Genomic DNA, 25,975 nt, shown 5'->3' on the forward strand with positions numbered 1-25,975 from the left:
AACTCCGCGAATTCAACACTTGATTCCAACATGCAGGGCGACCACGCCGCCCGTCATGTTGTGATAGTCCACATGACCGAAACCACCCTCTTTCATGAGGGTCTTGAGCGCTTCCTGGCCAGGGTGCATCCGAATGGACTCGGCCAGGTAGCGATAGCTCGCGTCATCGCCGGCCACGGCCTTGCCCAGCCGCGGCAGCACCTTGAACGAATACCAGTCGTAGGCCTTCTTCAGCGGCTTCGCCACCTGCGAGAACTCCAGCACCAGCAGCTTGCCGTGGGGCTTGAGCACGCGGTTCATTTCCTTGAGCGCCACATCCTTGTGCGTCATGTTGCGCAGGCCGAAGGCCACGGTCACCACGTCGAAGTGGTTGTCCGGGAACGGCAGCTTCTCGGCGTCACACACCATCGTCGGCAGCGACACGCCGGCATCGAGCAGCCGGTCGCGGCCGGTGCGCAGCATGGCTTCGTTGATGTCGGTGTGCACGACCTGCCCGCTGGCGCCCACCTTCTTCGCGAAGGCCAGCGCGAGGTCACCGGTGCCGCCGGCGATGTCGAGCACGCGCGAGCCCTCGCCCACGTTCGCGACCATCACGGTGTAGGCCTTCCAGGCGCGGTGCAACCCCATGGACATGAGGTCGTTCATGAGGTCGTAGCGCGTCGCGACCGAGTCGAAGACACCGCGCACGCGGCGCGCCTTCTCGCTCTCGTCGACGTTCTCGAATCCGAAGTGGGTGGTGCTCATGGTTTTTCAGATGTTAGGTCGTTGGCGCCGGGATCGAGCGGACGACCCCGCTCGGACGCCGGGCTTTGGCGGGAGATGGCGGCTCAGTGGCTGCCGCAGGCATGACCGCCTGCAGCAGCCGCAGGCACCATGGGGGCGTCGCGGTCGACGCCGGCGGCGCTCAGGCGGCGCTCGTACTCGGCCCAGAGCTCGTCCTGCTTCTGGCCGAGTTCGTAGAGCAGGTTCCACGAGAAGATGCCGCTCTCGTGGCCGTCGGTGAAGACCGGCTTCACCGCATAGTTGCCCACGGGCTCGAGTTCCAGCAGGCCGACGTTGCGCTTGCCGGTCTGCAGGATCTCCTGGCCCGGGCCGTGGCCCTGCACTTCGGCCGATGGCGAATAGATGCGCATCAGCTCGAAGGGGATGCGGAAGCTGGCGCCGTCGGAGAAGCCGACTTCCAGCACCTTCGACTTGTTGTGTACCGTGATCGATTGCGGCGTGGGGGCGCCGGCTTGCAGACCTGCCATCAGGATGTCCTTTTGCTGAGTGCCGCGATCATCGCAGCCTCGGCCGCCGGCAGTTGCACCCGCAGCGCGGCCTCCCTGTCGGCGTCGCGGTCTCGCCGCGCGGCCGCCCAGACCGGCGCGGGGAAATGCGTGTCCCACCTGTACCGCGCGATCACGTGCCAGTGCAGGTGCGGGACCATGTTGCCGAGCGCGGCGAGGTTGATCTTGGTGGGTGCCAGATGGTCGCGCAGGCATTGCTCCACCGTGGCCACCGCCTCCATGCACAGCATGCGGTCGGCGGCGGACAGGTCGGAGAACTCCGCCACGTGCGCGTGCCAGACCACGCGGTAGAAGCCGGGGAAGCCCGCCTCCTCCGCATGGATGACACGGAACTCGGGTGCCTCGAACACCAGGCGCCCGCCGATGCTTTCGCAGAGGACGCAGCCCGCAAGCCTGGTCACACCAACACCCGTTCGATGCCGCCGCTGTTGGCCGCCGCCACGTACTCGGGCAGCCACTGGTCGCCGAGGATCTGGTTGGCCATCTCGACCACGATGTAGTCGGCTTCGAGCAGGCCGTTGTTCAGGTCGTTGCCGTAGCGGGAGAGGCCCTGCAGGCAGCTCGGGCAGCTGGTGAGGATCTTCACGTTGCCCTTCGCCTCGACCTTGCCGCTGTCACGCAGCTGGGCTTCGCCCTTCTTCAACTCTTCTTCCTTGCGGAAGCGGATCTGCGTGGAGATGTCCGGGCGCGTCACACCCAGCGTGCCGGATTCGCCGCAGCAGCGGTCGTTCTTCAGCACGTTGTCGCCGACCAGCGCCTTCACCGTCTTCATCGGGTCCTGCAGCTTCATCGGGCTGTGGCAGGGGTCGTGGTACAGGTAGCCACCACCGCTGGCCGCACCGAGGGTGATGCCCTTCTCGAGCAGGTACTCGTGGATGTCGATGATCCGGCAGCCCGGGAAGATCTTGTCGAACTGGTAGCCCTGCAGCTGGTCGTAGCAGGTGCCGCAGCTCACCACCACGGTCTTGATGTCGAGGTAGTTCAGCGTGTTGGCCACGCGGTGGAAGAGCACCCGGTTGTCCGTGATCATCTTCTCGGCCTTGTCGAACTGGCCGCTGCCGCGCTGCGGGTAGCCGCAGCAGAGGTACCCCGGCGGCAGCACCGTCTGCACGCCCGCGTGCCACAGCATCGCCTGCGTGGCCAGGCCGACCTGCGAGAACAGGCGCTCCGAGCCGCAGCCGGGGAAGTAGAAGACCGCCTCGGTCTCGGCCGTCGTCGCCTTCGGGTTGCGGATGATCGGCACGTAGTCGGCATCCTCGATGTCGAGCAGGGCGCGCGCCGTCTTCTTCGGCAGGCCGCCGGGCATCTTCTTGTTGATGAAGTGGATGACCTGTTCCTTGATCGGCGCCGGGCCGAGCGTGGCCGGCGGTGCCGCGGTCTGCTTCTTCGCCGGCAGCCGGAAGAAATCGTTGGCCAGGCGCTGCGCCTTGAAGCCGATGTCGACCATGCCCACGCGCATCGCCTTGATGGTCGACGGGTTGGTGGCGTTGAGGAAGAACATCGCCGCCGCGTTGCCGGGGCGGAAGCTCTTCTGCCCCATCTTGCGCAGCAGGTTGCGCATGTTCATCGACACGTCGCCGAAGTCGATCTTCACCGGGCAGGGGGAGAGGCATTTGTGGCAGACGGTGCAGTGGTCGGCCACGTCCTCGAACTCTTCCCAGTGCTTGATGCTCACGCCGCGGCGCGTTTGCTCCTCGTACAGGAAAGCTTCCACCAGCAGCGAGGTCGCGAGGATCTTGTTACGCGGGCTGTAGAGCAGGTTGGCACGCGGCACGTGCGTGGCGCACACCGGCTTGCACTTGCCGCAGCGCAGGCAGTCCTTGACCGAATCGGCAATGGCGCCGATGTCGCTCTGCTGCATGATCAGCGACTCGTGGCCCATCAGGCCGAAGCTCGGCGTGTAGGCGTTGGTCAGGTCGGCATGCAGCCCGTGCGAGGCCGGCGTGTCGGCACGCAGCAGCTTGCCCTTGTTGAAGCGCCCTTCGGGGTCGACGCGCTGCTTGTAGTCGGTGAAAGGCTGGAGCTCGGCGTCCGTCAGGAATTCGAGCTTGGTGATGCCGATGCCGTGCTCGCCCGAGATCACGCCGTCGAGCGAGCGCGCCAGCGCCATGATGCGCACCACGGCGGCATGCGCGCTCTGCAGCATCTCGTAGTTGTCGCTGTTGACCGGGATGTTGGTGTGCACGTTGCCGTCGCCGGCGTGCATGTGCAGCGCGACCCAGACGCGACCCTTGAGCACGCGCTGGTGGATGGCGTTGCACTCGGCCAGGATCGGCGCGAACTCGGCGCCGGTGAAGATCTGCTGGAGCGGCGTGCGGATCTGCGTCTTCCAGCTGGCGCGCAGCGAATGGTCCTGCAGTTGCGGGAACAGCGCATCGACGTCCTTCAGCCAGCCGGCCCACAGGGCGCGCACGTCCTGCACCAGCGCGATGGCCTGCGCCACGCGGTCTTCCAGCAGCTCGGCCGACGGGATGTCGTTGGCGTCGTCGGTCTTGCCCAGCGGCAGGTTGCCGCGGGCGAAGAAGGCTTCCAGCGCATCGGCGAAGGCCAGCTTGTTCTGCAGCGACAGCTCGATGTTGATGCGCTCGATGCCGTCGGTGTACTCGGCCATCCGCGGCAGCGGGATCACCACGTCTTCGTTGATCTTGAAGGCGTTGGTGTGGCGGCTGATGGCGGCCGTGCGCTTGCGGTCGAGCCAGAACTTCTTGCGCGCCTCGGGGCTGATGGCGATGAAGCCTTCGCCGCTGCGCGAATTGGCGATGCGCACCACCTCCGACGTGACGCGCGCCACGTCGTCGGCGTCGTGGCCGGCGATGTCGCCGAACAGCACCATCTTGGGCAGCCCGCCGTGCTTCTTCGATTTGGTCGCGTAACCCACCGCCTTCAGGTAGCGGTCGTCCAGGTGCTCCAGGCCGGCGAGCAGTACGCCCGAGCGCTTCTGCTCGGCGAACATGAAGTCCTTGATCTCGACGATGCTGGGCACCGCGTCCTTGGCGTTGCCGAAGAACTCGAGGCACACGGTGCGCGTGTGCGCCGGCATCTTGTGGACCACCCAACGGCAGCTGGTGATCAGGCCGTCGCAGCCTTCCTTCTGGATGCCCGGCAGGCCCGAGAGGAACTTGTCGGTCACGTCCTTGCCGAGGCCCTCCTTGCGGAAGGTCTTGCCGGCGATCTCCAGGCGCTCGCTGCGCAGCTTGGTGCGGCCGTCGGCGGCGAAGTACTGCAGGTCGAACACGGCGCTGTCGACGTCGTGGATCTTGCCGAGGTTGTGGCCCACGCGCGTGACCTCGAGCCATTCGGCCTGCGGCGTGACCATGCGCCACGAGGCCAGGTTGTCGAGCGCCGTGCCCCACAGCACGGCCTTCTTGCCGCCCGCGTTCATCGCCACGTTGCCGCCGACGCACGAGGCTTCGGCCGAGGTCGGATCGACCGCGAAGACATAGCCCGCGCGCTCGGCCGCATCGGCCACGCGCTGCGTGACCACGCCGGCCTCGGTCCAGATGGTCGGCACCGGGTCGTCCAGGCCCGGCAGCGCCATCAGCTCGACCTCGGTCATCGCCTCGAGCTTTTCGGTGTTGATGACCGCGCTGTTCCAGGTCAGCGGGATCGCGCCACCGGTGTAGCCGGTGCCGCCGCCCCGCGGGATGATGGTCAGGCCCAGCTCGATGCAGCCCTTGACCAGCAGCGCCATCTCGGCTTCGGTGTCCGGGCACAGCACCACGAAGGGGTACTCGACGCGCCAGTCGGTCGCGTCGGTCACGTGCGACACGCGCGAGAGGCCGTCGAATTTGATGTTGTCCTTGGCGGTCAGCCGGCGGAAGGCGCGGGTGGCCTTGCGGCGCAGCGCGGCCACGTCGTTGAACATCGTGTCGAAGGTGGCGACGGCCTGGGCCACCAGCGCGCACAGCTCGCCGACCAGCAGGTCGCGCTGTGCGTCCGCCTCGGGGGTACGGCGCTTGCCGACTTCGGTCAGCCGGTGATTGAGCGCATCGACCAGTTGCCCGCGTCGGCGCGGGTTGTCCAGCAGGTCGTCGACCAGGTAGGGGTTGCGCTGCACCACCCAGATGTCGCCCAGCACCTCGTATAGCATGCGGGCCGATCGCCCGGTGCGGCGCTCGTCGCGCAGGGATTGCAGCAGCGACCAGCCGCGTTCGCCGAGCAGGCGAATGACGATCTCGCGGTCGGAGAAGCTGGTGTAGTTGTACGGAATCTCGCGGAGTCGGGCGGGCTCTGCGGCCTGCGTCAACAACGCAGTCAGCGCGATCGGAGCGTTCATCGGGGAGCAGCCTCGGCAGGACGCTGCGCGCCCTTGAACCGGGCCGGCGATTTTAAGTCAGCGCCGGCTGCGGCGCTGACAACTTAAAAAAGCACCCGGCTGCGGATGGTGCCGGGCACCTGGGCCAGCTTTTCCTGCGCCAGTTCGGACGACGCGGCGTCGATGTCGGTCACCACGTAGCCCACCTTCTCGTTCGTCTGCAGGTACTGCGACGCGATGTTGATGTGGTTGTCCGCGAACACCTGGTTGATGGCCGACAGCACCCCCGGCACGTTGTGGTGGATGTGCAGCAGGCGGTGCTTGCCCGGGTGGGCCGGCAGCGCCACCTCGGGGAAGTTCACCGAGGTGATCGAGGTGCCGTTGTCGCTGTACTTCACCAGCTTCTCGGCCACCTCGCCGCCGATGTTGGCCTGCGCCTCCATCGTCGAGCCGCCGATGTGCGGCGTGAGGATGACGTTGTCGAGCCCGCGCAGCGGCGACTGGAATTCCTCGTTGTTGCTGCCCGGCTCCACCGGGAACACGTCGATGGCGGCGCCCCAGAGCTTGCCGCTCGTGATGCCTTCGGCCAGCGCGTCGATGTCGACCACCGTGCCGCGCGCGGCATTGATCAGGATGCCGCCTTGCTTCATGGCGGCGATCTCGGCCGGGCCGATCATCCATTTCGTCGACGGCAGCTCGGGCACGTGCAGGCTCACGATGTCGCTCTGGGCGAGCAGGTCGTGCAGTTGCGGCACCTGGCGCGCATTGCCCAGGGGCAGCTTGCTCACCACGTCGTAGAAAGCCACGTGCATGCCCAGCCCTTCGGCCAGCACCGACAGCTGCGTGCCGATCGAGCCGTAGCCCACGATGCCCAGCGTCTTGCCGCGGATCTCGTGCGACTGGGCGGCCGACTTCATCCAGCCGCCCCGATGCACCAGCGCGTTCTTGGCCGGGATGCCGCGCAGCAGCAGGATGGCCTCGGCCAGCACCAGCTCGGCCACCGAGCGGGTGTTGGAGTACGGCGCGTTGAACACCGCCACGCCACGCTCGCGCGCCGCGTTCAGGTCGACCTGGTTGGTGCCGATGCAGAAGCAGCCGACGGCCACCAGCTTGGGCGCGGCCGACAGCACGTCGGCCGTGAGCTTGCTCTGCGAGCGGATGCCCAGGAAATGCACGTCGGCCAGCTTGGCCTTCAGCTCCTCGCCCTGCAGCGCCTTCGGCAGCGTCTCGATCTGGGTGTAGCCCGCACCGCGGAGGACCTCCACCGCCGAGGCGTGGATGCCCTCGAGCAGGAGGAACTTGATCTTGCTTTTGTCGAGGGAGGTCTTGCTCATGGCGGTCATGAAGGCCCCCGACAGGGCTCGGAGGCAGAGCCGAAAAACGAAGCGGAAATGCTAGCATGGTGCAGCGCAGCACGCTGAAGGGGCGCCGTCGGGCACAGGGCACCAAAAGGGTTTCCCCGCTTGGTCGCCACCCCCCGCCCATGCGACAAATGTGACGCGGCTGTGTCACACGCGGCCCCTAGCATTCGCGCTTTCCACGCTTCCCCATTCCCCTTCAGGAGTCCTCATGCAATTGAAAACGCTCGCCTTGACCATGGCGCTTGCGGCAACCCTGGCCCACACGGCCCAGGCCCAGACCGAGATCCAGTGGTGGCACTCGATGACCGCCGTCAACGGCGAGTGGGTCAACGACCTGGCCAAGCAATTCAATGAAAGCCAGAAGGACTACAAGATCGTGCCGACCTACAAGGGCACGTACGACGAATCGATGACCGCATCGATCGCCGCCTTCCGCGCCGGCAATGCACCGCACATCCTGCAGGTGTTCGAAGTGGGCACCGCGACCATGCAGGCCAGCAAGGGCGCCATCGTGCCCGTGGGCCAGGTCATGAAGGACGCGGGCGAGAAGTTCGACCCGGCCGCCTACATCCCCGCCGTGGCCGGCTACTACACCGCGCCGAACGGCCAGATGCTGAGCTTCCCGTTCAACAGCTCGACGACGGTTTTCTACATCAACAAGGACGCCTTCAAGGCGGCCGGCCTCGACACGACGAAGCTGCCGTCGACCTGGCCCGAAGTGACGGCCGCCGCCGCCAAGCTCAAGGCCAGCGGCCACAAGTGCCCGTTCACCACGGCCTGGCAGGGCTGGACCCAGCTCGAGAGCTTCTCGGCCTGGCACAACGTCGAATTCGCGACCAAGAGCAACGGCCTGGCCGGCCTCGACGCGCGCATGAAGATCAATTCGCCGCTGCACGTGCGCCACATCGAGAACCTGGCGAACATGGCCAAGCAGGGTCTGTTCATCTACAAGGGCCGCGGCAACGTGCCCGAGGCCTCGTTCGTGTCGGGCGAGTGCGCCATGATCAACACGTCGTCGGGCTTCTACGGCAACGTCGCCAAGAACGCCAAGTTCGCCTATGCCGTCGCACCGCTGCCCTACTACCCCGATGTCGCCGGCGCACCGCAGAACACCGTGATCGGCGGCGCCAGCCTGTGGGTCATGTCGGGCAAGAAGCCGGCCGAGTACAAGGGCGTGGCCAAGTTCTTCAGCTTCATCTCGCAACCTGACGTGCAGTCCGCCAGCCACAAGCGCACCGGCTACCTGCCGGTGACGACGGCCTCGTACAAGCTCACCGAGGACTCGGGCTTCTACAAGCAGAACCCCGGCACCGACGTGGCCGTGACGCAGATGATCCGCAAGGTGACCGACAAGAGCCGCGGCATCCGCCTGGGCAACTACGTGCAGATCCGCGCCATCGAGGACGAAGAACTCGAACAGGTCTGGGGCGGCAAGAAGACCGCCAAGGAAGCGCTCGACGAGATCGTCAAGCGCGGCAACGAACAGCTCGAACGCTTCCAGAAGGCAAATAAGAGCTGACGCTCTTTTTGCTTGCGCAGTACGGCGAGCACCCCTCCCTGCCCTCCCCGCCAAGCGGGGAGGGTTCCCGCCGAAGAAGCAGGCCGCGCGCCAAAGTAGACTCGCCCCGCCGCGCTTTCGAGCCCGGCGGGTTTTCTTTATCCAGGGTTCCTATGGAAAAACGCGTCTTCTTTCGCTCCGGCTGGCTGCCGTGGCTTCTGCTGACACCGCAGATGCTGGTCATCCTGGTGTTCTTCTTCTGGCCCGCAGCGCAGGCGCTGTTCCAGTCGCTGCAGCAGCAGGATCCCTTCGGCACCTCGGTCGAATTCGTCGGCCTGGACAACTTCCGGCAGCTGTTCGACGACCCGAGCTATGTCGAGTCGTTCAAGACGACCGCGCTGTTCTCGGTGCTGGTGGCCGGCATCGGCATCAGCCTGTCGCTGATGCTCGCCGTCTTCGCCGACCGCGTGACCCGTGGCGCGACCTTCTACAAGACCATGCTGATCCTGCCGTACGCGGTGGCACCGGCCGTCGCGGCCGTGCTGTGGGTCTTCATGTTCTCGCCGTCCCTGGGCGTGGTGGCTTACGCCCTGGGCAAGCTCGGCATCGACTGGAACCACCTGCTCAATTCCGGCCATGCCATGACGTTGATCGTGATGGCCTCGGTGTGGAAGCAGATCTCGTACAACTTCCTGTTCTTCCTGGCCGGGCTGCAGTCCATTCCCAAGTCGCTGATCGAGGCTGCCGCCATCGACGGCGCCCGCCCGTGGCGCCGTTTCTGGACGGTGCAATTCCCCCTGCTCTCGCCCACCACCTTCTTCCTGCTGGTGATCAACGTCGTCTACGCCTTCTTCGACACCTTCGCGATCGTCGACGCGGCGACGCAGGGCGGCCCGGGCAAGGACACGGCGATCCTGGTCTACAAGGTCTACTACGACGGTTTCAAGGCGATGGACCTGGGCGGATCGGCCGCGCAATCGGTGGTGCTCATGTTGATCGTCGTCGCGCTGACGGTGATCCAGTTCCGCTACGTCGAGAAGAAAGTGAATTACTGACATGGTCGAGAAACGCGGAACCCACGGGATCCTGGCACATGTGGTGATGGTGCTGGGCGTCTTCATCGTCGCCTTCCCCCTCTATCTGGCCTTCGTCGCGTCCACCCACACGGCGCAGGAGATCGTGCAGGCGCCGATGCCCCTGCTGCCCGGCAGCAACATGCTCGACAGCTACAAGGGCGCACTGTTCGGCCGGGCATCGGCCGCCGGCTCCAACGCCCCGGTGGCCCACATGATGTGGGTCAGCTTCGTGACCGCCATGGTCATCTCGATCGGCAAGATCACGATCTCGCTGCTGTCGGCCTTCGCCATCGTCTACTTCCGCTTCCCCTTCAAGAAGATCTGCTTCTGGGCGATCTTCGTGACGCTGATGCTGCCGGTGGAGGTGCGGATCCTGCCGACCTACAAGGTGCTGTCGGACTTGAACATGCTCAACACCTACGCGGGCCTCACGGTGCCGCTGATCGCGTCGGCCACGGCGACCTTCCTGTTCCGGCAGTTCTTCCTGACGGTGCCCGAGGAACTCACCGAGGCCTCGCGCATGGACGGTGCGAGCCCGATGCGCTTCTTCTTCGACGTGCTGCTGCCGCTGTCAAAGACCTCGATCGCGGCGCTGTTCGTGATCCAGTTCATCTACGGCTGGAACCAGTACCTCTGGCCGCTGCTGGCCACCACTGGCGAAGACATGTACCCGGTGGTCGTGGGCATCAAGCGGATGATCGCCGGCGGCGACGGCCAGAACGAATGGAACGTCGTGATGGCCACCGCCATCCTGGCGATGCTGCCGCCCGCGCTGGTCGTGGTGCTGATGCAAAAGTGGTTCGTCAAGGGCCTGGTTGATACAGAGAAATAAAACGAGATTCGCATGGCTGCTCTTTCCCTTCGCAACGTCATCAAACGCTACGGCGTCGGCCCCAAGGCCAACCAGGTCATCCACGGCGTGAGCGCCGAGATCGCCGACCACGAGTTCATCGTCATCGTCGGGCCTTCGGGCTGCGGCAAGTCGACGCTGCTGCGCATGGTCGCCGGCCTGGAGGAAGTCTCCGCCGGCGAGATCCGCATCGGCGACCGCGTGGTCAACGACCTCGAGCCGTCGGAACGCGACATCGCCATGGTGTTCCAGAACTACGCGCTCTACCCGCACATGACGGTCTTCGACAACATGGCCTACGGCCTGAAGATCGCCAAGGTGCCGGTGCCCGAGATCAAGACGCGGGTCGACAAGGCCGCGAAGATCCTCGAACTGGGCCATCTGCTCGAGCGCAAGCCGCGCGAGCTGTCCGGCGGCCAGCGCCAGCGCGTGGCCATGGGCCGCGCGATCGTGCGCCAGCCGCAGGTCTTCCTCTTCGACGAGCCGCTGTCGAACCTCGACGCCAAGCTGCGCGCCCAGACCCGCATCGAGATCCAGAAGCTGCACCGCGAACTCGGCATCACCTCGCTGTTCGTCACGCACGACCAGGTCGAGGCCATGACGCTGGCGCAGCGCATCATCGTGATGAACGGCGGCGTGATGGACCAGTTCGGCACGCCCGAGGAGGTCTACAACCGCCCGGCCACGACCTTCGTGGCCAGCTTCATCGGCTCGCCGCCGATGAACCTGCTCAAGCACGCGCCGGGCGTGCGCCCCGGCCACATCCTGGGCGTGCGGCCGGAGCATCTCAAGCTCGACCAGACCGGCTGGACGGTGCAGGTCGAGCACGTCGAACTGCTGGGCGCCGAGCGCCTGGTGTACGGCCGCATCGGCGACGAGCAGATCATCATGCGCACCGACGCGGTCGACCACCCGCCGACGGCCGGCGACACGGTGCACATCTCGGCACCGCAAGACCGCCTGCACTGGTTCGACGCCGGCTCCGGAAAGCGCGCCGCCTGACGATGCGCGCGGACTGGCCCTACCCCCGCTGGGTCGCCCACCGCGGCGCCGGCAAGCTTGCACCCGAGAACACGCTGGCGGCCTTTCGCCTGGGCGCGCAGCACGGCTACCGCATGTTCGAGTGCGACGCCAAGCTGAGCGCCGACGGCGTGCCCTTCCTGATGCACGACAGCACGCTGGAGCGCACGACCAGCGGCCACGGCGTCGGGGGTGACCAGCCCTGGCACGCCCTGTCGCAACTCGATGCCGGCAGCTGGCATTCACGCGCCTATGCCGGCGAACCGCTGGCCACGCTGGAAAACGCCGCGCGCTTTTGCCTGCACAACGGCTTCCTGCTGAACATCGAGATCAAGCCGACGCCCGGCGCCGAGCGCCGCACCGGCGAAGTCGTAGCACGCGACGCGCAGCGGCTGTGGGCCGGCCAGGCGATCCCGCCGCTGCTCACCTCCTTCAAGACCGACGCGCTGGCCGGCGCCCGCGACACGGCACCCGGGCTGCCGCGCGGCCTGCTGCTCGACACCCTGTGGGACGGTTGGCTGGCCACGGCACGCGACCTGGGCTGCGTGGCCATCGTCTGCAACCATGCGCTGTGGGACGCGCACACCGTCGCGCAGGCCCGCGACGCTGGCCTGCGCACGCTGAGCTACACGGTGAACGACGACTGGGCGGCCGAGCGGCTCATCGCCCTCGGCACCGACGGCATCATCACCGACCGGGTCGACCTGTTCAGCCCCGCGCGCTGAGCCTCGGCCGCGCTACCGCCGGTAGCGTTCTGTCACCGGCCGGGCTTCCATAATCGGCCCGATGACATTCTTTCCACGCTGGCTCGCGGCCGGGCTTCTGGCAGCGCTGCTCGCCGCGTCCGGCCCCGCCTGGGCGCAATCGACGACGGCCGCCGCGACACCGGCTGCGGACAGCAGCGCCCCCCTCGACCCCGAAGTGACCGTGCCCGCGCTGCGGGCGCGGCTGGACAAGATTCCCGAGACGGTCGAGCGCAACGAGGACATCACCGCCTTCGTCACCGAGACGCAGGACATCGTCACCCTCGCCCAGCGCTTCGTGGCCTCGCGTTCGGGCCCGCTGGCCGACCTCAACGCCCGCCTCGGCGAGCTGGGCACGGCACCGCCCAAGGGCACCGCCGAAGACCCGGACATCACCCGCCAGCGCACCGCGCTGGAGAAGGAGCGCAACGCGCTCGATGCGGACATCCGCCTCGCGCGGCTGGTGTCGGTCGACGCCCAGCAGCGCGCCAGCGACCTGCGGTCGCAGCGGCGCGCCCTGTTCGAGGCACGCCTGCTCGAGCGCTCGCACTCGCCGTTGAGCGGCGCCTTCTGGCGCAGCATCGCCGCCGCCTGGCCGGCCGACAGCGACCGGCTGAAGTCGTTCGCCACCGAAGTGCGCACCGGCGCCTCGACCGCGCTGCGCGGCGAGCATGGCGGCATGGTCGTCGCGGTCCTCGTCGGCGCGCTGCTGCTGGCCTTCGTCGGCACCTGGGCCGCCGAGCATGCCCTGACGCAGCTGGCGTCACGGGTCTTTCCGAAGGGCCGCCTGCGGCGTTCGCTGCTGGCACTCAGCACGGTGGTGATGACGGTGTTCGTCGTCGGGCTGGCGGCGCAGTGGGCCTGGCAGTCGCTGCAGGACGCCGGCGACTGGGGACCGATGGCGCTGCGCCTGGGCGATGCCGTGGCCCGCTTCGCCCTCTTCGTGGGTTTCGTGATCGGGCTCGGACGGGCCCTGCTGGCACAGCGCCGGCCGTCCTGGCGGCTGCCGCCCATGGCCGACGGCATGGCCGCGCGCATGGCCTTCTTCCCGTGGCTGATCGCCGGCGTCGGGACGCTGAGCTGGCTCACCACGCAGGTCAACACGATCATGGATGCGAGCCTCGCCGCCACCGTGCTCACGCATGCGGCGAGCGCGCTGACGCTGACCGCGCTCACGGCGATCATGGTGATGCGACTGCGACTGCCCGAGGCCGATCTCGGCACCGCCGACACCGGCAAGCCGGCCGACGCCAAGCGTACGGAATCACCGGCCGATGCGGCCGAGCCCCTGCCGGAGCGCCCGCTCTGGGTCGGCCTGCTGACCGGCGGCGTCGCGGCCGTGCTGATCGCGATCTGCGTGCTGGTGGCCATCGGCTACGTGTCGCTGGCCAGCTTCATCGCCAGCCAGCTGGTCTGGACCGGCGTGGTGGCGGCCGCGGCGTACCTGTTGTTCAAGTTCTTCGATGACCTGGCGATGGCGCTGCTGTCCTCGCGCAGCAACGTGGGGCAGCGGCTGCAGAAAAGCCTGAACGTGGCACCGACGACCCTCGACCAGGCGGCGGTGGTGCTGTCGGGCGTGCTCCGCGTCACGCTCTTCTTCTACCTGGTCATCGCGCTGCTGGCGCCGCTGGGCACCACGCCCGACGAGCTGTTCCAGCGCAGCGGCCAGGTCGGCGCCAGCCTCAAGGTCGGGCAGTTCGAGCTGGTACCGGGGGCGCTGCTGGGTGCGCTCGGCGTGCTGGTGATCGGCTTCATCGCGCTGCGGCTCTTCAAGCGCTGGCTCGACAACAGCTACCTGCCGAGCACGACGCTCGAGCCGGGCATGCGCAGTTCGCTCACCACGCTGCTGGGCTACGTCGGCGGCATCCTGGTGATCGCCTCGGCGCTGTCGGCGCTGGGCATCGGCGTCGAACGCATCGCGTGGGTGGCCAGTGCCTTGTCGGTGGGCATCGGCTTCGGCCTGCAGGCGATCGTGCAGAACTTCATCTCCGGCCTGATCCTGCTGGCGGAACGGCCGGTGAAGGTGGGCGACTGGGTGGTGCTCGGCACCGCCGAGGGCGACGTGCGGCGCATCAACGTGCGCGCCACCGAGATCCAGCTGGGCGACCGCTCGACCCTGATCGTGCCCAACTCGGAATTCATCACGAAGACCGTACGCAACATGACACTGGCCAACGCCGAGGGCCGCGTGCTGATCCGCCTGCCGATGCCGCTGACCACCGACGCCAACCGGGCGCGCGAGGTGCTGCTGGCCGCCTGCAGTGCGCACGACGGCATCCTGCCGACGCCAGCGCCGTCGGTGATGCTCGACGGCATCGAGAACGGCTTCCTGATCTTCCAGGTGATCGCGTACGTGCAAAGCCCGCGGCTGGCCGGCGGCGTGCGCAGCGACCTGCTCTTCAGCATGCTCGACGGGCTGAAGCAGGCCGACCTGCCGCTGGTCGCCTACGCGGCGCCGCCAGCGCCGCAACCGACCGTTCCGGGCGAGCCGCCGCCGGTCACGGCCGCCCTACCGCCCGCCGCCTAGCGTCGATAGCCGCCCGCCAGAAACCACTGGACGGTGCCGCACACCACCACCAGTGCGGCGTAGGTGGCCATCTTCCCGTCGCGGCCGAAGTACCCGAGGCCGATGGCCAGCACGGCGACGCCGGCGATGAAATTGACGGCGAGTTGCGCCCAGAAGCCGGGCGATCCGGCCTGCCGGCGCAGCAGCCATCGCGCCGCCAGCACCAGGATCAGCGCCATGAAAAAGGCGGGCGCGACGAAGTTCAGCAGGTGGTCGATCAGGGCAAGGGGCGGCATGTGGGACAGTGAAACGGGCCATGCCGCAGCGGCGGGGCGGGACTTGCGCGGCGTCAAACGGCGTGGCGCTCCACAAATTTTATAATCGCGGTCTATGTCAGTCTGGGCCCTCGGGTTGAACCACACGACCGCGCCGCTCGACCTGCGCGGTCGTTTCGCGTTCGCGCTCGACCAGATCGCCCCCACGCTGCAGAGCCTGCGCACCTCTTTCGCCTCTGGCCGGCACCCGGCCGTCGAGGCGGCGATCATCTCCACCTGCAACCGCACCGAGATCTACTGCGCCGCCGACCATGCCGCCGCGCTGGACCACACGGTCGGCTGGCTGGCCGAAAGCGGCGGCGTCGCCCCGGCCCTGCTGCGCTCGCACGCCTACACCCTGCACGACGACGCCGTGGCGCGCCATGCCTTCCGGGTGGCCAGCGGGCTCGATTCCATGGTGCTGGGCGAGGCCCAGATCCTCGGCCAGATGAAGGACGCCGTGCGCGCCGCCGAGAGCGCCGGCGCGCTGGGCAGCACGCTCAACCAGCTGTTCCAGCGCTCCTTCGCGGTCGCCAAGGAAGTGCGCACCGCCACTGAGATCGGCGCGCATTCGATCAGCATGGCCGCCGCCGCGGTGCGCCTGGCGGGCCAGCTGTTCGAGGACATCAAGGAAACGCGCGTGCTCTTCGTGGGCGCGGGCGAGATGATCGACCTGGCCGCGACGCACTTCGCCGCCAAGGAGCCGAAGTCCATCACCATCGCCAACCGCACGCTCGAGCGCGGCGAAAAGCTGGCCACCCGCTTCGGCGGCACCGCCATGCGGCTGGCCGACCTGCCCGCGCGGCTGGCCGACTTCGACATCGTGGTGAGCTGCACCGCCAGCACACTGCCGCTGATCGGCCTGGGAGCGGTCGAGCGGGCGCTCAAGCAGCGCAAGCACCGCCCGATGTTCATGGTCGACCTGGCCGTGCCGCGCGACATCGAGCCCGAGGTGAAGGCGCTGGAAGACGTGTACCTCTACACCGTCGACGACCTCGCCCAGGTCGTGCAACAGGGCCAAGCCAACCGCCAGGCCGCCGTGGCGCAGGCCGAGGTCATCATCGACGCCGGCGTGCAGAACTTCATGCACTGGCTGGGCCAGCGCGGCACCGTGCCGCTGATCCAGCAGCTCAACGCGCAGACCGACGAATGGCGCGCGGCCGAACTGGCCCGGGCACGCAAGCTGCTGGCCAAGGGCGAATCGGTCGACGCGGTGCTCGAAGCCCTGTCGCGCGGCCTCACGCAGAAGATGCTGCACGGCGCGCTGGCCGAACTGCACGCCGGCGATGCCGCCGCGCGCGAGCAGACGGCGCAGACCATCTCGCGCCTGTTCCTGCGCAGCGAACCGCGCAAAGAGCGTTAGCGACGCGGGTTCGCTGGGTGGCCCGCAGCGGCCGCCGCTCCCAGTCGCCCATGGCGACGCCCCACTCTTTCTTCTGGTCGTTCTCTCCGTGAAACCCTTCCTGCGCCACCAACTCGAGCGCTATGCGCAACGCCTCGGCGAGCTGGACTTCCTGCTCTCGCGCGAGGACATCATGTCCGACATGGCGCAGTACCGCGTCATCTCGCGCGAGCATGCCGAGGTCACGCAAATAGCAGGGCGCTACACGCGCTACCAGCAGCGCGAGGCCGACCTGGCCGGTGCGCGCGAGATGCTCGACGACCCGGACATGGCCGAGATGGCGCGCGAAGAGATCACCGGCGCCGAGGAGGAGTTGCGGAAGCTGGAGGACGAGCTGCAGCGCCTGCTGCTGCCCAAGGACCCGGACGACGCGCGCAACGCCTTCCTGGAAATCCGCGCCGGCACGGGCGGCGACGAATCCGCCCTGTTCGCGGGCGACCTGCTGCGCATGTACACGCGCTATTTCGAGCGTGCCGGCTGGCGCTGCGAAGTGGTGAGCGAAAGCGAGAGCGAGCTCGGCGGCTACAAGGAAGTCGTGGTCCGCGTGGTCGGCGACGACGTGTTCGGCCAGCTGCGCTTCGAATCCGGCGGCCACCGCGTGCAACGCGTGCCGGCCACCGAGACGCAGGGCCGCATCCACACCAGCGCCTGCACGGTGGCGGTGCTGGCCGAGCCCGACGAGACGGTGGCGGTGCAGATCAACCCGGCCGACCTGCGCATCGACACCTACCGCGCCAGCGGCGCTGGCGGCCAGCACATCAACAAGACCGACTCGGCGGTGCGCATCACGCACATCCCGACCGGCATCGTGGCCGAGTGCCAGGACGACCGCAGCCAGCACCGCAACAAGGCCAAGGCGCTGCAGGTGCTGTCGGCGCGCATCCAGGAAAAGGACCGCAGCGAGCGCGCCGCCAAGGACGCCGCACTGCGCAAGGGCCTGGTCGGCAGCGGTGACCGCAGCGACCGCATCCGCACCTACAACTTCCCGCAGGGCCGGCTCACCGACCACCGCATCAACCTCACGCTCTACAAGCTGCAGTCGATCATGGAAGGCGACCTGGGCGACGTGCTGGCCGCCCTGCAGGCCGCGCGCGAGGCCGAGCAGCTGGCCGAGCTGGAATCGAGCCTGCCGGCATGACCACGGCACCGGACACGGTCGCCCAAGCCTTGCGCGCAGTCGCCGCGCTCGGCCTCGAACGCCTCGACGCCCAGTTGCTGCTGCTGCACACGCTCGGCCGGCCGGTGCACGAGCGCGCCTGGCTGCTGGCCCATGACGGCGACGGGCTGCCGTCCGACGCCTGGCCGGCGCTGGCCGCCCTGTGCACGCGCCGCCTGGCCGGCGAGCCGGTAGCCTACCTGATCGGCGAAAAGGAATTCCACGGGCTGCCGCTGCAGGTCGACGCCCGGGTGCTGGTGCCCCGGCCCGACACCGAGACCCTGGTCGACTGGGCGCTGGACGTGCTGCAGGGGCGTGACCGCCCGACGGCGCTCGACCTGGGCACCGGCAGCGGCGCGATCGCCCTGGCGCTACAACATGCGCGGCCCGATGCCGTGGTCGACGCGGTCGATGCCAGTGCCGATGCGCTGGCCGTGGCGCGCGAGAACGCGCGGCGGCTGGGCCTGGCGGTGCGCTTCGCCCAGGCCGACTGGCTGGCAGGCGCCGCGTCGGGCTACGACCTGATCGTCTCCAACCCGCCCTACATCGCTGCGGGCGACCCGCACCTGCCGGCGCTGGCGCACGAGCCCGTATCGGCGCTGGTCTCGGGCGCCGACGGCCTCGACGACATCCGCCGCATCGTCGCCGACGCACCGGCCCACCTCGCGCCCGGCGGTTGGCTGCTGCTGGAGCACGGCCACGACCAGGCGGCCGCGGTGCGCGCGCTGCTGGCCGCCGCCAGCTTCGAGGCCGTGCAGTCGCGCGCCGACCTGGCCGGCATCGAACGCTGCTCCGGCGCCCGGCGCGCCGGGGCTTGACCCCACCGGCGGCGGACAAACCGCCGCAGTGAAATAATCCCCTCAGCCCATTCCAGGAGTCCCCACCATGCCCGACGCTCAGCAACGCATCGACGACCTCGTCAAGACCAACGACATCGTGCTCTTCATGAAGGGCAACGCCAGCTTTCCGATGTGCGGCTTCTCCGGCCGCGCGATCCAGATCCTCAAGGCGGTCGGCGTCGACACCAAGGCGCTCAAGACCGTCAACGTGCTGGACGACCAGGAGATCCGCCAGGGCATCAAGGAATACAGCAACTGGCCAACCATCCCGCAGCTCTACGTGAAGGGCGAGTTCGTCGGCGGCTCGGACATCATGATGGAGATGTACGAGTCCGGCGAGCTGCAGCAGGTGATCAACGCCTCCGTCTGACACGCCGCGCAGTTGTCGCGAACACGGGAAAGCGCGAAAACATCCACATCCGAAGGTGTCCGGCACGGCTTATGCTGTGCTTGACTGTCCGCAATCGGAGGTGTTCATGGATTCCCGCTCGTCCCACGACCTGGTCCCTGCTTCGTCGTCGTCCACGTTCCAGCTGCCCGTGGCGCAGTTGCGCAGCGTGTTCCAGCCGCACGACGTCGAACGCAAGCTCGCCAAGCTCCCCGACCGCGATCACGAGCACCTGCGCACCACCTACGAGCGCATGCTCGAACGCGGCCCCGACCGCTTCCAGGTCAAGCCCAGCGGCGTGCCGGACATGGCATCGCTGTACGCCCAGCTCCCCAATTTCACCGAGGTGCTCGATGACGTGCGCCGCCACGTCGCCCTGGCGCAGGACAGCCGTGACGGCCTCGAAGTGACGCCCATCCTGCTGCTCGGCCCGCCGGGCATCGGCAAGACCCATTTCGCCAAGAAGCTGGCCGACCTGCTGGGCACCGGCATGTCGCTGGTGCCGATGAGTTCGATGACGGCCGGCTGGCTGCTCTCGGGCGCGTCCTCGCAATGGAAAGGGTCCAAGCCGGGCAAGGTCTTCGAGGCGCTGGTCGACGGCCAATACGCCAACCCGGTGATGGTGATCGACGAGATCGACAAGGCCGGCACCGACGCGCAGTACGACCCGCTCGGCGCGCTCTACGGCCTGCTGGAGCACGACACCGCGCATGCCTTCGTCGACGAATTCGCCGAGGTGCCGATCGACGCCAGCCAGGTCATCTGGATCACCACCGCCAACGACGCGCGCGGCATCCCGGAACCCATCCTCAACCGGATGAACGTGTTCGAGGTCGAGGCGCCGTCGCACGAGGCGGCGCGGCAGATCGCGCGACAGCTCTATGCGTCGATCCGCGCCGACCACGACTGGGGCCGCCTCGTGTCGCCCGAGCCGAGCGACGATGTGCTCGATCACCTGGCCACCGTGGCGCCGCGCGAGATGCGCCGCGCGCTCATGACCGGCTTCGGCAATGCGCGCCTAGCGCACCGCGAGGAGGTGCAGGTGGACGACCTGCCGCGCGGCGCAGCCGGCCGCAGCCGCATCGGCTTCATGCAGTAAGGGAAGGGTCGCGGCGGCAGGCGCCCGCCGTGGCACCATTGGCGGCCCTGCGACCGCCCCATGACCCTGACCCAAAGCCTGCTCCTCATCGTCGCGCTCATCGCCCTGAGCGCCTTCTTCTCGCTGGCCGAAATCACGCTGGCCGCCTCGCGGCGCCTCCGGCTGCGCCAGATGGCCGACGAAGGCGACGTGCGGGCCGAGCGTGTCCTTCGGGTGCAGGAGCAGCCGGGGCACTACTTCACCGTGGTGCAGATTGGCCTGAACGCGGTCGCGATCCTCGGCGGCGTGGTCGGCGAAGGTTCGCTCAGCCCCTACTACGCGCGGCTGTTCGACCTGTGGTTCAGCCCCGACACGGCGCAGGCCGCAGCCTTCGCCGCGTCCTTCGTCACCATCATCGCGGTGTTCCTGGTGTTCGCCGACCTGTTCCCCAAGCGGCTGGGCATGAACAACCCCGAGCAGCTCGCGGTGCGCATGGTCGGCCCGATGCAGGTGCTGATCACCACCTTCATGCCGCTGGTGTGGCTCTTCACCCGCAGCACCGACCTGCTCTTCAAGCTGCTGGGCATGCCGGCGCACCGCGACGAGCAGATCACCTCGGCCGACATCCTCGCCATGACCGAGGCCGGCGCGCGGGCTGGCGTGCTGGCTGTGCGCGAGCAGCAGGTGATCGCCAACGTGTTCGAGCTCGACACCCGGCTGGTGAGCAGCGTGATGACCTCGCGCGACCGCATCGCCTGGTTCCAGAAGGACGACCCCGAATCCGTGCTGCGCGCGCGCATCGTCGCCGAGCCCTTCTCGGCCTACCCGGTGTGCGACGGCGACATCGACCACGTGCTCGGCTACGTCGACGCCAAGGACATGTTCCAGCGTGTGCTCAGCGGCCAGCCCCTGGCGCTCGACCAGGGCGTGCCGCTGCACAAAGCGCTGGTGGTGCCCGACCGGCTGTCGCTCACCGAGGTGCTCGAGCAGTTCCGCCAGGCGCACGAGGACTTCGCGATCATCGTCAACGAGTACAGCCTGGTGGTCGGCGTGATCACGCTCAACGACGTGATGAGCACGGTGATGGGCGACCTGGTCGGCCCGCAGGACGAAGAGCAGCAGATCGTGCGCCGCGACGAGAACTCCTGGCTGATCGACGGCGTGACGCCGATCCAGGACGTGCAGCGCGCGCTCGACCTCGACGCGCCCCTGCCCCACGCGGACGAGTACGAGACGCTGGCCGGGTTCCTGATGGTGATGCTGCGCCGCGTGCCCAAGCGCACCGACAGCGTCAGCTGGGGCGGCTACACCTTCGAGGTGATGGATGTGGACAGCTACCGCATCGACCAGGTCATGGTGACCGACGTCGAGGGTGCGGCTCAGGCGGCGGCGCGGTCGCTGAAGGCGTAGATCCGCTGGTTGGCGAAGACGGCATCGGGGTACGGCGCGCGCCCCCGGCTGCCGTTGTAGCGGCCGAGCGTCATGAACAGGTCGCCGCGCTCGCGGTCGAGGTAGTGGCGCAGGATGACGCAGCCGAAGCGCAGGTTGGTCTGCATGCGGAACAGCGTGGCCGGGTCGCCGTCGCCGATCACGCGCGTCCAGAAGGGCATCACCTGCATGAGCCCGCGCGCGCCGGCGCTCGACACCGCGAACTTGCGGAAGTTGCTTTCGACCTGAATCAAGCCCAGCACCAGGCTGACCTCGAGCCCCGAACGCTTGCTCTCGTACCAGATGGTCTGGAGCAATTCGATGCGCTCCTGCGCACCCGGGATCTTCTTCTTGAGCCGTTCGCTCATCGCACCCAGCCAGCGCAGGTAGGCCAGCCGCGCCTCGGTGTGGGCGAATTCCGGCACCGGCGGCGCCTTGTTGTGGATGGCCGAACTCAGCGCATTGCGCACCGAGTCGATCAGCGGCTCCTCGATCTGCGCACCGGCCAGGGCGCGGCGTGGCAAGGCCAGCGTCAAGACGCCGGCCGTGGCACCGCCGATCAGCAGCCGGCGGGACAAGGGCGAGCCTCGGTCCGCCGCCGGCTTCATCGTCATGCAGCGAGCTTGGATTGCAGGAAGCTGAGGGCAGCCGCCGCCGGCACCTTGGTGGCCGCGGTGTCGCGCCGGTGCTGGTACTCGAACTGGCCTTCCTTGAGGCCGCGGTCGGAGATCACCAGGCGGTGCGGCACGCCGATCAGCTCCCAGTCGGCGAACATCGCACCGGGGCGCTCGCCGCGGTCGTCCAGCAGCACGTCGACGCCGGCGGCCAGCAGCTGCTCGTAGAGCGTTTCGGCGGCGAGCTTCACCTCGGCGCTGCGGTCCATGCCGATCGGGCACAGCACGACGGTGAACGGCGCCAGCGCGTCGGGCCAGATGATGCCGCGCTCGTCGTGGTTCTGCTCGATGGCCGCGGCCGGCAGGCGCGTGATACCGATGCCATAGCAGCCCATCTCCAGGAACTGCGGCTTGCCGCCTTCGTCGAGGAAGGTGGCGTTCATGCTCTTGCTGTACTTGGTGCCGAGCACGAAGACGTGGCCGACCTCGATGCCGCGCTCGATCGCCAGCACACCCTTGCCATCGGGCGAGGCGTCGCCCGCGACGACGTTGCGGATGTCGGCCACCAAAGTGGGCTCGGGCAGGTCACGGCCCCAGTTCACGCCGGTCATGTGGAAGTCGATCTCGTTGGCGCCGGTGGTCCAGTCGGACATCACGGCGACCTCGCGGTCGGCCACCAGTGTGACTGGCTTCTTCAGGTTCAGCGGGCCGAGGTAGCCGGGCTTGCAGCCGAAGTGATCGTCGATCTCGGTCGTGGTGGCGAAGCGGAAGCCCTGGTCGAGGCCCGGCAGCTTGCTCACCTTGATCTCGTTCATGTCGTGGTCGCCGCGCAGCAGCAGCAGCCAGACCTGCGAGCCGGTGATGTTTCCAGCATTGTCCAGCACGTCGGTCGCCAGCACCAGCGACTTCACCGTGGTCGCGAGCGGCACGCCGAGCAGCTCCGCCACGTCGGCGCAGGTGCTCTTGCCCGGCGTCGGCGTCTTGGCGAGCGGCTTCGTGGCGGCGCCGCGCGGCGTGGCCGGCGCCAGCGCCTCGGCCTTCTCCAGGTTGGCGGCATAGTCGCTGTCGGGGCAGTAGACGATGGCGTCCTCGCCGGTGGCGGCGATCACCTGGAACTCCTCGCTCAGGTCGCCGCCGATGGCGCCGCTGTCGGCGGCCACCGCGCGGTAGGTGAGGCCGAAGCGGTCGAAGATGCGGCGGTAGGCCTGCGCCATGGCCTGGTAGCTCAGCTTGGCCGCGTCCAGGTCGCGGTCGAAGCTGTACGCGTCCTTCATCGTGAACTCGCGGCCGCGCATCAGGCCGAAGCGCGGGCGGCGCTCGTCGCGGAACTTGGTCTGGATCTGATAGAAGTTGCGCGGCAGCTGCTTGTAGCTACGGATCTCCTGGCGGGCGATGTCGGTCACCACCTCTTCGCTGGTCGGCTGCACGACGTAGTCGCGCTCGTGCCGGTCCTTGATGCGCAGCAGCTCGGGGCCCATCTTCTCGAAGCGGCCGGTCTCCTGCCAGAACTCGCCCGGCTGCACGACCGGCATCGTCAGCTCGACGGCGCCGGCACGGTTCATCTCCTCGCGCACGATGGCCTCGACCTTGCGGATCACGCGCAGGCCCATCGGCATGTAGGTGTAGATGCCCGCGCCGAGCTTCTTGATCATGCCGGCGCGCATCATGAGCCGATGGCTGGCGACCTCGGCGTCGGCCGGCGCTTCCTTCAGGGTGGAGACAAAGAAACGGGAAGCTTTCATCGGTCGCGCTCGAAAGGGGTAACGAAAAGGGGGGTGTCGGCGGGCTGCCGCAGGAACCGCTCACTTGCCGAGTGCGACCCGGCAGGCATAATCGACGCAGTTCAAAAATTGGGGTTTGATTATGCTCGACCGGGACGGCTTCAGGCCCAACGTCGGCATCATCCTGCTCAACCAGAGAAACCAGGTTTTCTGGGGCAAACGCATACGCACCCACTCCTGGCAGTTTCCGCAAGGCGGCATCGATCGCGGCGAAAGTCCCGAGCAAGCCATGTTCCGGGAACTGCACGAAGAAGTGGGGCTCCATCCGGAGCATGTGCGGATCATTGCCCGTACCCGTGACTGGTTGCGCTACGAGGTGCCGGATCGGTTCATCCGCCGAGACGCACGAGGCCACTACAAGGGCCAGAAGCAGATCTGGTATTTGCTCCAGCTGGTCGGCCACGACTGGGATCTCAACCTGCGCGCCACCGATCATCCGGAATTCGACGCCTGGCGATGGCACGACTACTGGGTGCCGCTCGACGTCGTCGTCGAGTTCAAGCGAGGCGTCTACGAGATGGCGCTCACCGAGCTCGCACGCTACCTGCCACGGCAGGATTTTCGCAACCGCTTCCTGCGCAGCAATGTGCGTACGCGCGACTTCGACCATCAAGCGCCCGACGCCGGACCCGCGCATCACTTCGACCTGCCCCCGGGCGCCAGCTTCGACCCGGATCCCAATGCCAACACTGCCTCCGACCTCCCGCCGCCGCCCGACCCGTTTCATGCACCGCGCTAGCCGCGCCTTCGCGCTGGCCTGCCTGCTCGGCGTGGCCGGCGGCGCGTCGGCCCAACTGTTCGAGGACCCGGAGTGGAAGGAAAGCGCCGTGCCCCCACCCCCGGCCTTCGACGAAAGCCGCCTGGTGCCGATCGAAATGCCCCGCTACATGACGCTGAAGTTCGGCGTCGATCCGGCCACCATCGCCATCACCGGTGACGGCGTGGTGCGCTACGTCGTGGTGGCGAACAACAAGGCCGGCGGGGCGACCAACGCCTTCTACGAAGGCGTACGCTGTGCCACCGGCGAGATGAAGTCATACGCCCGCTACGGCAGCAATGGCTGGGACGTGCTGCCCAATCCGGAGTGGAAGAAGATGTTCACGCTCAATTCGAGCTACACCCTGCTGCTGTCGCAGCAAGGTCTTTGCCGCGGTGCGGCACCGCGCGGTTCGGTCAACGAGATGGTGCAGCGGCTGAAGAATCCGCTGCCGGAAGTGCAGTAACGACCGTTTAGCGCGCCACGGCCATCAGGACCATGTTGTCCCGGTGGACCATTTCCGGCTCGGCCGCGTAGCCGAGCAGTCGCTCGAATTCGCCGGACGGCTTGCGGCACAGCATGCGTGCCTCGGCGCTCGAATAGTTGGCCAGGCCGCGCGCCAGCTCGACGCCGTTCGGGTCGCGCACGGCGATCACGTCACCGCGCGAGAACTCGCCCTCGACGCTCGTCATGCCGATCGGCAGCAGGCTCTTGCCTTCGCTGCGCACCTTGCCGGCCGCGCCGGCGTCCACCATGACCGAACCGCGAAGCTGCAGGTGGTCGGCCATCCAGCGCTTGCGCGCCTGATGCTTGGCGGTCTGTGCGACCAGCAAGGTGCCGATGGACTCGCCGCTCACCAGGCGCAGCAGCGCGTCGGGTTCACGCCCCCAGGCGATCACGGTCGATGCACCTGACCCGGCGGCCCGCTTGGCCGCCAGGATCTTGGTGATCATGCCGCCGCTGCCGATGGCTGAACCCACGCCGCCGGCCATCGCCTCGAGCGCCAGGTCACCGGCCAGCGCCTCGTGCACGAACTGCGCATCGGGGTGCTTGCGCGGGTCGGCGGTGTAGAGACCCTTCTGGTCCGTCAGGATGACCAGCACATCGGCCTCGACCAGATTGGCCACCAGCGCGCCGAGCGTGTCGTTGTCGCCGAACTTGATCTCGTCGTTGACCACCGTGTCGTTCTCGTTGATGACCGGCACCACACCGAGCCCGAGCAGCGTGAGCAGCGTGGAGCGCGCGTTCAGGTAGCGCTCGCGGTCGGCCAGGTCGGCATGCGTGAGCAGTACCTGCGCGCTGCCGACGCCGTTCTCGCGCAGCTTGGTCTCGTACATCTGCGCCAGGCCCATCTGGCCGACGGCAGCCGCGGCCTGGAGCTCGTTCACCTCGCGCGGCCGGGTGCGCCAGCCGAGGCGCTTCATGCCTTCGGCGATGGCGCCGCTGGACACCATCACGACCTCCCGCCCGTCGCGCATCAGGGCGGCCAACTGCCGGCACCACTCGCCGATGGCCTGCTCGTCGAGCCCGCGGCCCTCGTTGGTCACCAGGCTGGAGCCCACTTTGACGACGATCCGCCGCGCATCGCGCAGTGCAGTGGAACCGGGACTGGAGCTCATG

General features: G+C 67.9%; 23 protein-coding genes. 14 read left to right on the plus strand and 9 right to left on the minus strand.

The window, feature by feature from the left end; genetic code table 11:
- Positions 1-12: 12 nt before the first annotated feature.
- The 5 genes from ubiE to serA all read right to left on the minus strand — a co-directional run bounded on the left by ubiE (position 13) and on the right by serA (position 6,878).
- Complete coding sequence (gene ubiE / locus QTH86_RS11880) at positions 13-744, minus strand: bifunctional demethylmenaquinone methyltransferase/2-methoxy-6-polyprenyl-1,4-benzoquinol methylase UbiE (RefSeq protein WP_286644485.1); 732 nt, start codon at positions 742-744, stop codon at positions 13-15.
- An 83-nt stretch (positions 745-827) separates the two neighbouring features.
- Positions 828-1,250 carry a gamma-butyrobetaine hydroxylase family protein gene (locus QTH86_RS11885; RefSeq protein WP_286644484.1) on the minus strand — a complete coding sequence of 141 codons (423 nt, stop codon included), beginning with the start codon at positions 1,248-1,250 and terminating at the stop codon, positions 828-830.
- A complete protein-coding gene (locus tag QTH86_RS11890; RefSeq protein ID WP_286644483.1) occupies positions 1,250-1,639 on the minus strand; it encodes an HIT family protein in 390 nt (129 codons plus the stop codon). Before QTH86_RS11890 ends, QTH86_RS11885 begins: the two co-directional genes overlap by 1 nt.
- Before the next feature lie 47 nt (positions 1,640-1,686).
- Positions 1,687-5,565, minus strand: a complete 3,879-nt coding sequence (locus tag QTH86_RS11895; RefSeq protein WP_286644482.1) for a DUF3683 domain-containing protein — start codon at positions 5,563-5,565, stop codon at positions 1,687-1,689.
- 83 nt (positions 5,566-5,648) lie between these two features.
- Entirely contained in the window at positions 5,649-6,878 is a 1,230-nt protein-coding gene (gene serA, locus QTH86_RS11900; protein WP_286644481.1) for a phosphoglycerate dehydrogenase, read from the minus strand.
- A 235-nt stretch (positions 6,879-7,113) separates the two neighbouring features.
- Between serA and ugpB the strand changes: the two genes are divergently transcribed.
- From ugpB to QTH86_RS11930, 6 genes are all read left to right on the plus strand, one after another.
- The gene (gene ugpB, locus QTH86_RS11905; RefSeq protein ID WP_286644480.1) at positions 7,114-8,424 is read left to right on the plus strand and encodes a sn-glycerol-3-phosphate ABC transporter substrate-binding protein UgpB; all 1,311 of its coding nucleotides are present in this window, start codon (positions 7,114-7,116) and stop codon (positions 8,422-8,424) included.
- 152 nt (positions 8,425-8,576) lie between these two features.
- A complete protein-coding gene (gene ugpA / locus QTH86_RS11910; RefSeq protein ID WP_286644479.1) occupies positions 8,577-9,458 on the plus strand; it encodes a sn-glycerol-3-phosphate ABC transporter permease UgpA in 882 nt (293 codons plus the stop codon).
- Between the two features lies 1 nt (position 9,459).
- Positions 9,460-10,311 carry a sn-glycerol-3-phosphate ABC transporter permease UgpE gene (gene ugpE / locus QTH86_RS11915; RefSeq protein ID WP_286644478.1) on the plus strand — a complete coding sequence of 284 codons (852 nt, stop codon included), beginning with the start codon at positions 9,460-9,462 and terminating at the stop codon, positions 10,309-10,311.
- Positions 10,312-10,323: 12 nt separating this feature from the next.
- Entirely contained in the window at positions 10,324-11,331 is a 1,008-nt protein-coding gene (gene ugpC, locus QTH86_RS11920; RefSeq protein ID WP_286644477.1) for a sn-glycerol-3-phosphate ABC transporter ATP-binding protein UgpC, read from the plus strand.
- A gap of 2 nt (positions 11,332-11,333) precedes the next feature.
- Positions 11,334-12,074, plus strand: coding sequence for a glycerophosphodiester phosphodiesterase (gene ugpQ, locus QTH86_RS11925; protein ID WP_286644476.1), 741 nt, complete (start codon positions 11,334-11,336; stop codon positions 12,072-12,074).
- Between the two features lie 61 nt (positions 12,075-12,135).
- Positions 12,136-14,619: a DUF3772 domain-containing protein gene (locus tag QTH86_RS11930; protein ID WP_286644475.1), complete on the plus strand. Its 2,484-nt coding sequence runs from the start codon at positions 12,136-12,138 to the stop codon at positions 14,617-14,619.
- Here QTH86_RS11930 and QTH86_RS11935 read toward each other — a convergent pair.
- Entirely contained in the window at positions 14,616-14,894 is a 279-nt protein-coding gene (locus QTH86_RS11935) for a hypothetical protein (protein ID WP_286644474.1), read from the minus strand. The genes QTH86_RS11930 and QTH86_RS11935 overlap by 4 nt on opposite strands.
- A gap of 94 nt (positions 14,895-14,988) precedes the next feature.
- Here QTH86_RS11935 and hemA point away from each other — a divergent pair, with 94 nt between their 5' ends.
- From hemA to paeA, 6 genes are all read left to right on the plus strand, one after another.
- Complete coding sequence (hemA, locus tag QTH86_RS11940) at positions 14,989-16,275, plus strand: glutamyl-tRNA reductase (RefSeq protein ID WP_286644473.1); 1,287 nt, start codon at positions 14,989-14,991, stop codon at positions 16,273-16,275.
- Between the two features lie 88 nt (positions 16,276-16,363).
- A complete protein-coding gene (prfA, locus tag QTH86_RS11945; RefSeq protein ID WP_286644472.1) occupies positions 16,364-17,452 on the plus strand; it encodes a peptide chain release factor 1 in 1,089 nt (362 codons plus the stop codon).
- Positions 17,449-18,288, plus strand: a complete 840-nt coding sequence (gene prmC, locus QTH86_RS11950; RefSeq protein WP_286644471.1) for a peptide chain release factor N(5)-glutamine methyltransferase — start codon at positions 17,449-17,451, stop codon at positions 18,286-18,288. Before prfA ends, prmC begins: the two co-directional genes overlap by 4 nt.
- 67 nt (positions 18,289-18,355) lie before the next feature.
- On the plus strand, positions 18,356-18,679 hold the full coding sequence (gene grxD, locus QTH86_RS11955; RefSeq protein WP_286644470.1) for a Grx4 family monothiol glutaredoxin: 324 nt from the start codon (positions 18,356-18,358) through the stop codon (positions 18,677-18,679).
- A gap of 106 nt (positions 18,680-18,785) precedes the next feature.
- Complete coding sequence (locus QTH86_RS11960; RefSeq protein WP_286644469.1) at positions 18,786-19,796, plus strand: AAA family ATPase; 1,011 nt, start codon at positions 18,786-18,788, stop codon at positions 19,794-19,796.
- A 60-nt stretch (positions 19,797-19,856) separates the two neighbouring features.
- The gene (paeA, locus tag QTH86_RS11965) at positions 19,857-21,185 is read left to right on the plus strand and encodes a polyamine export protein PaeA (protein ID WP_286644468.1); all 1,329 of its coding nucleotides are present in this window, start codon (positions 19,857-19,859) and stop codon (positions 21,183-21,185) included.
- Here the strand turns inward: paeA and QTH86_RS11970 are convergent.
- Together QTH86_RS11970 and QTH86_RS11975 are read right to left on the minus strand one after the other, a co-directional pair.
- Complete coding sequence (locus tag QTH86_RS11970; protein WP_286644467.1) at positions 21,155-21,817, minus strand: lytic transglycosylase domain-containing protein; 663 nt, start codon at positions 21,815-21,817, stop codon at positions 21,155-21,157. The two genes, paeA and QTH86_RS11970, sit on opposite strands and share 31 nt — an antisense overlap.
- A complete protein-coding gene (locus tag QTH86_RS11975; protein WP_286644466.1) occupies positions 21,814-23,559 on the minus strand; it encodes a proline--tRNA ligase in 1,746 nt (581 codons plus the stop codon). The genes QTH86_RS11970 and QTH86_RS11975 overlap by 4 nt, the downstream gene beginning before the upstream one ends.
- 121 nt (positions 23,560-23,680) lie before the next feature.
- Between QTH86_RS11975 and QTH86_RS11980 the strand changes: the two genes are divergently transcribed.
- Complete coding sequence (locus tag QTH86_RS11980; protein ID WP_286644465.1) at positions 23,681-24,337, plus strand: RNA pyrophosphohydrolase; 657 nt, start codon at positions 23,681-23,683, stop codon at positions 24,335-24,337.
- A complete protein-coding gene (locus tag QTH86_RS11985) occupies positions 24,324-24,821 on the plus strand; it encodes a CNP1-like family protein (protein ID WP_286644464.1) in 498 nt (165 codons plus the stop codon). Before QTH86_RS11980 ends, QTH86_RS11985 begins: the two co-directional genes overlap by 14 nt.
- Before the next feature lie 7 nt (positions 24,822-24,828).
- On the opposite strand, the gene proB is transcribed toward QTH86_RS11985, so the two are convergent.
- On the minus strand, positions 24,829-25,974 hold the full coding sequence (gene proB / locus QTH86_RS11990) for a glutamate 5-kinase (protein WP_286644463.1): 1,146 nt from the start codon (positions 25,972-25,974) through the stop codon (positions 24,829-24,831).
- Between the last annotated feature and the right edge of the window lies 1 nt (position 25,975).

The organism is Variovorax sp. J2L1-78 (assembly GCF_030317205.1).
Taxonomy (GTDB): domain Bacteria; phylum Pseudomonadota; class Gammaproteobacteria; order Burkholderiales; family Burkholderiaceae_C; genus Variovorax; species Variovorax arabinosiphilus.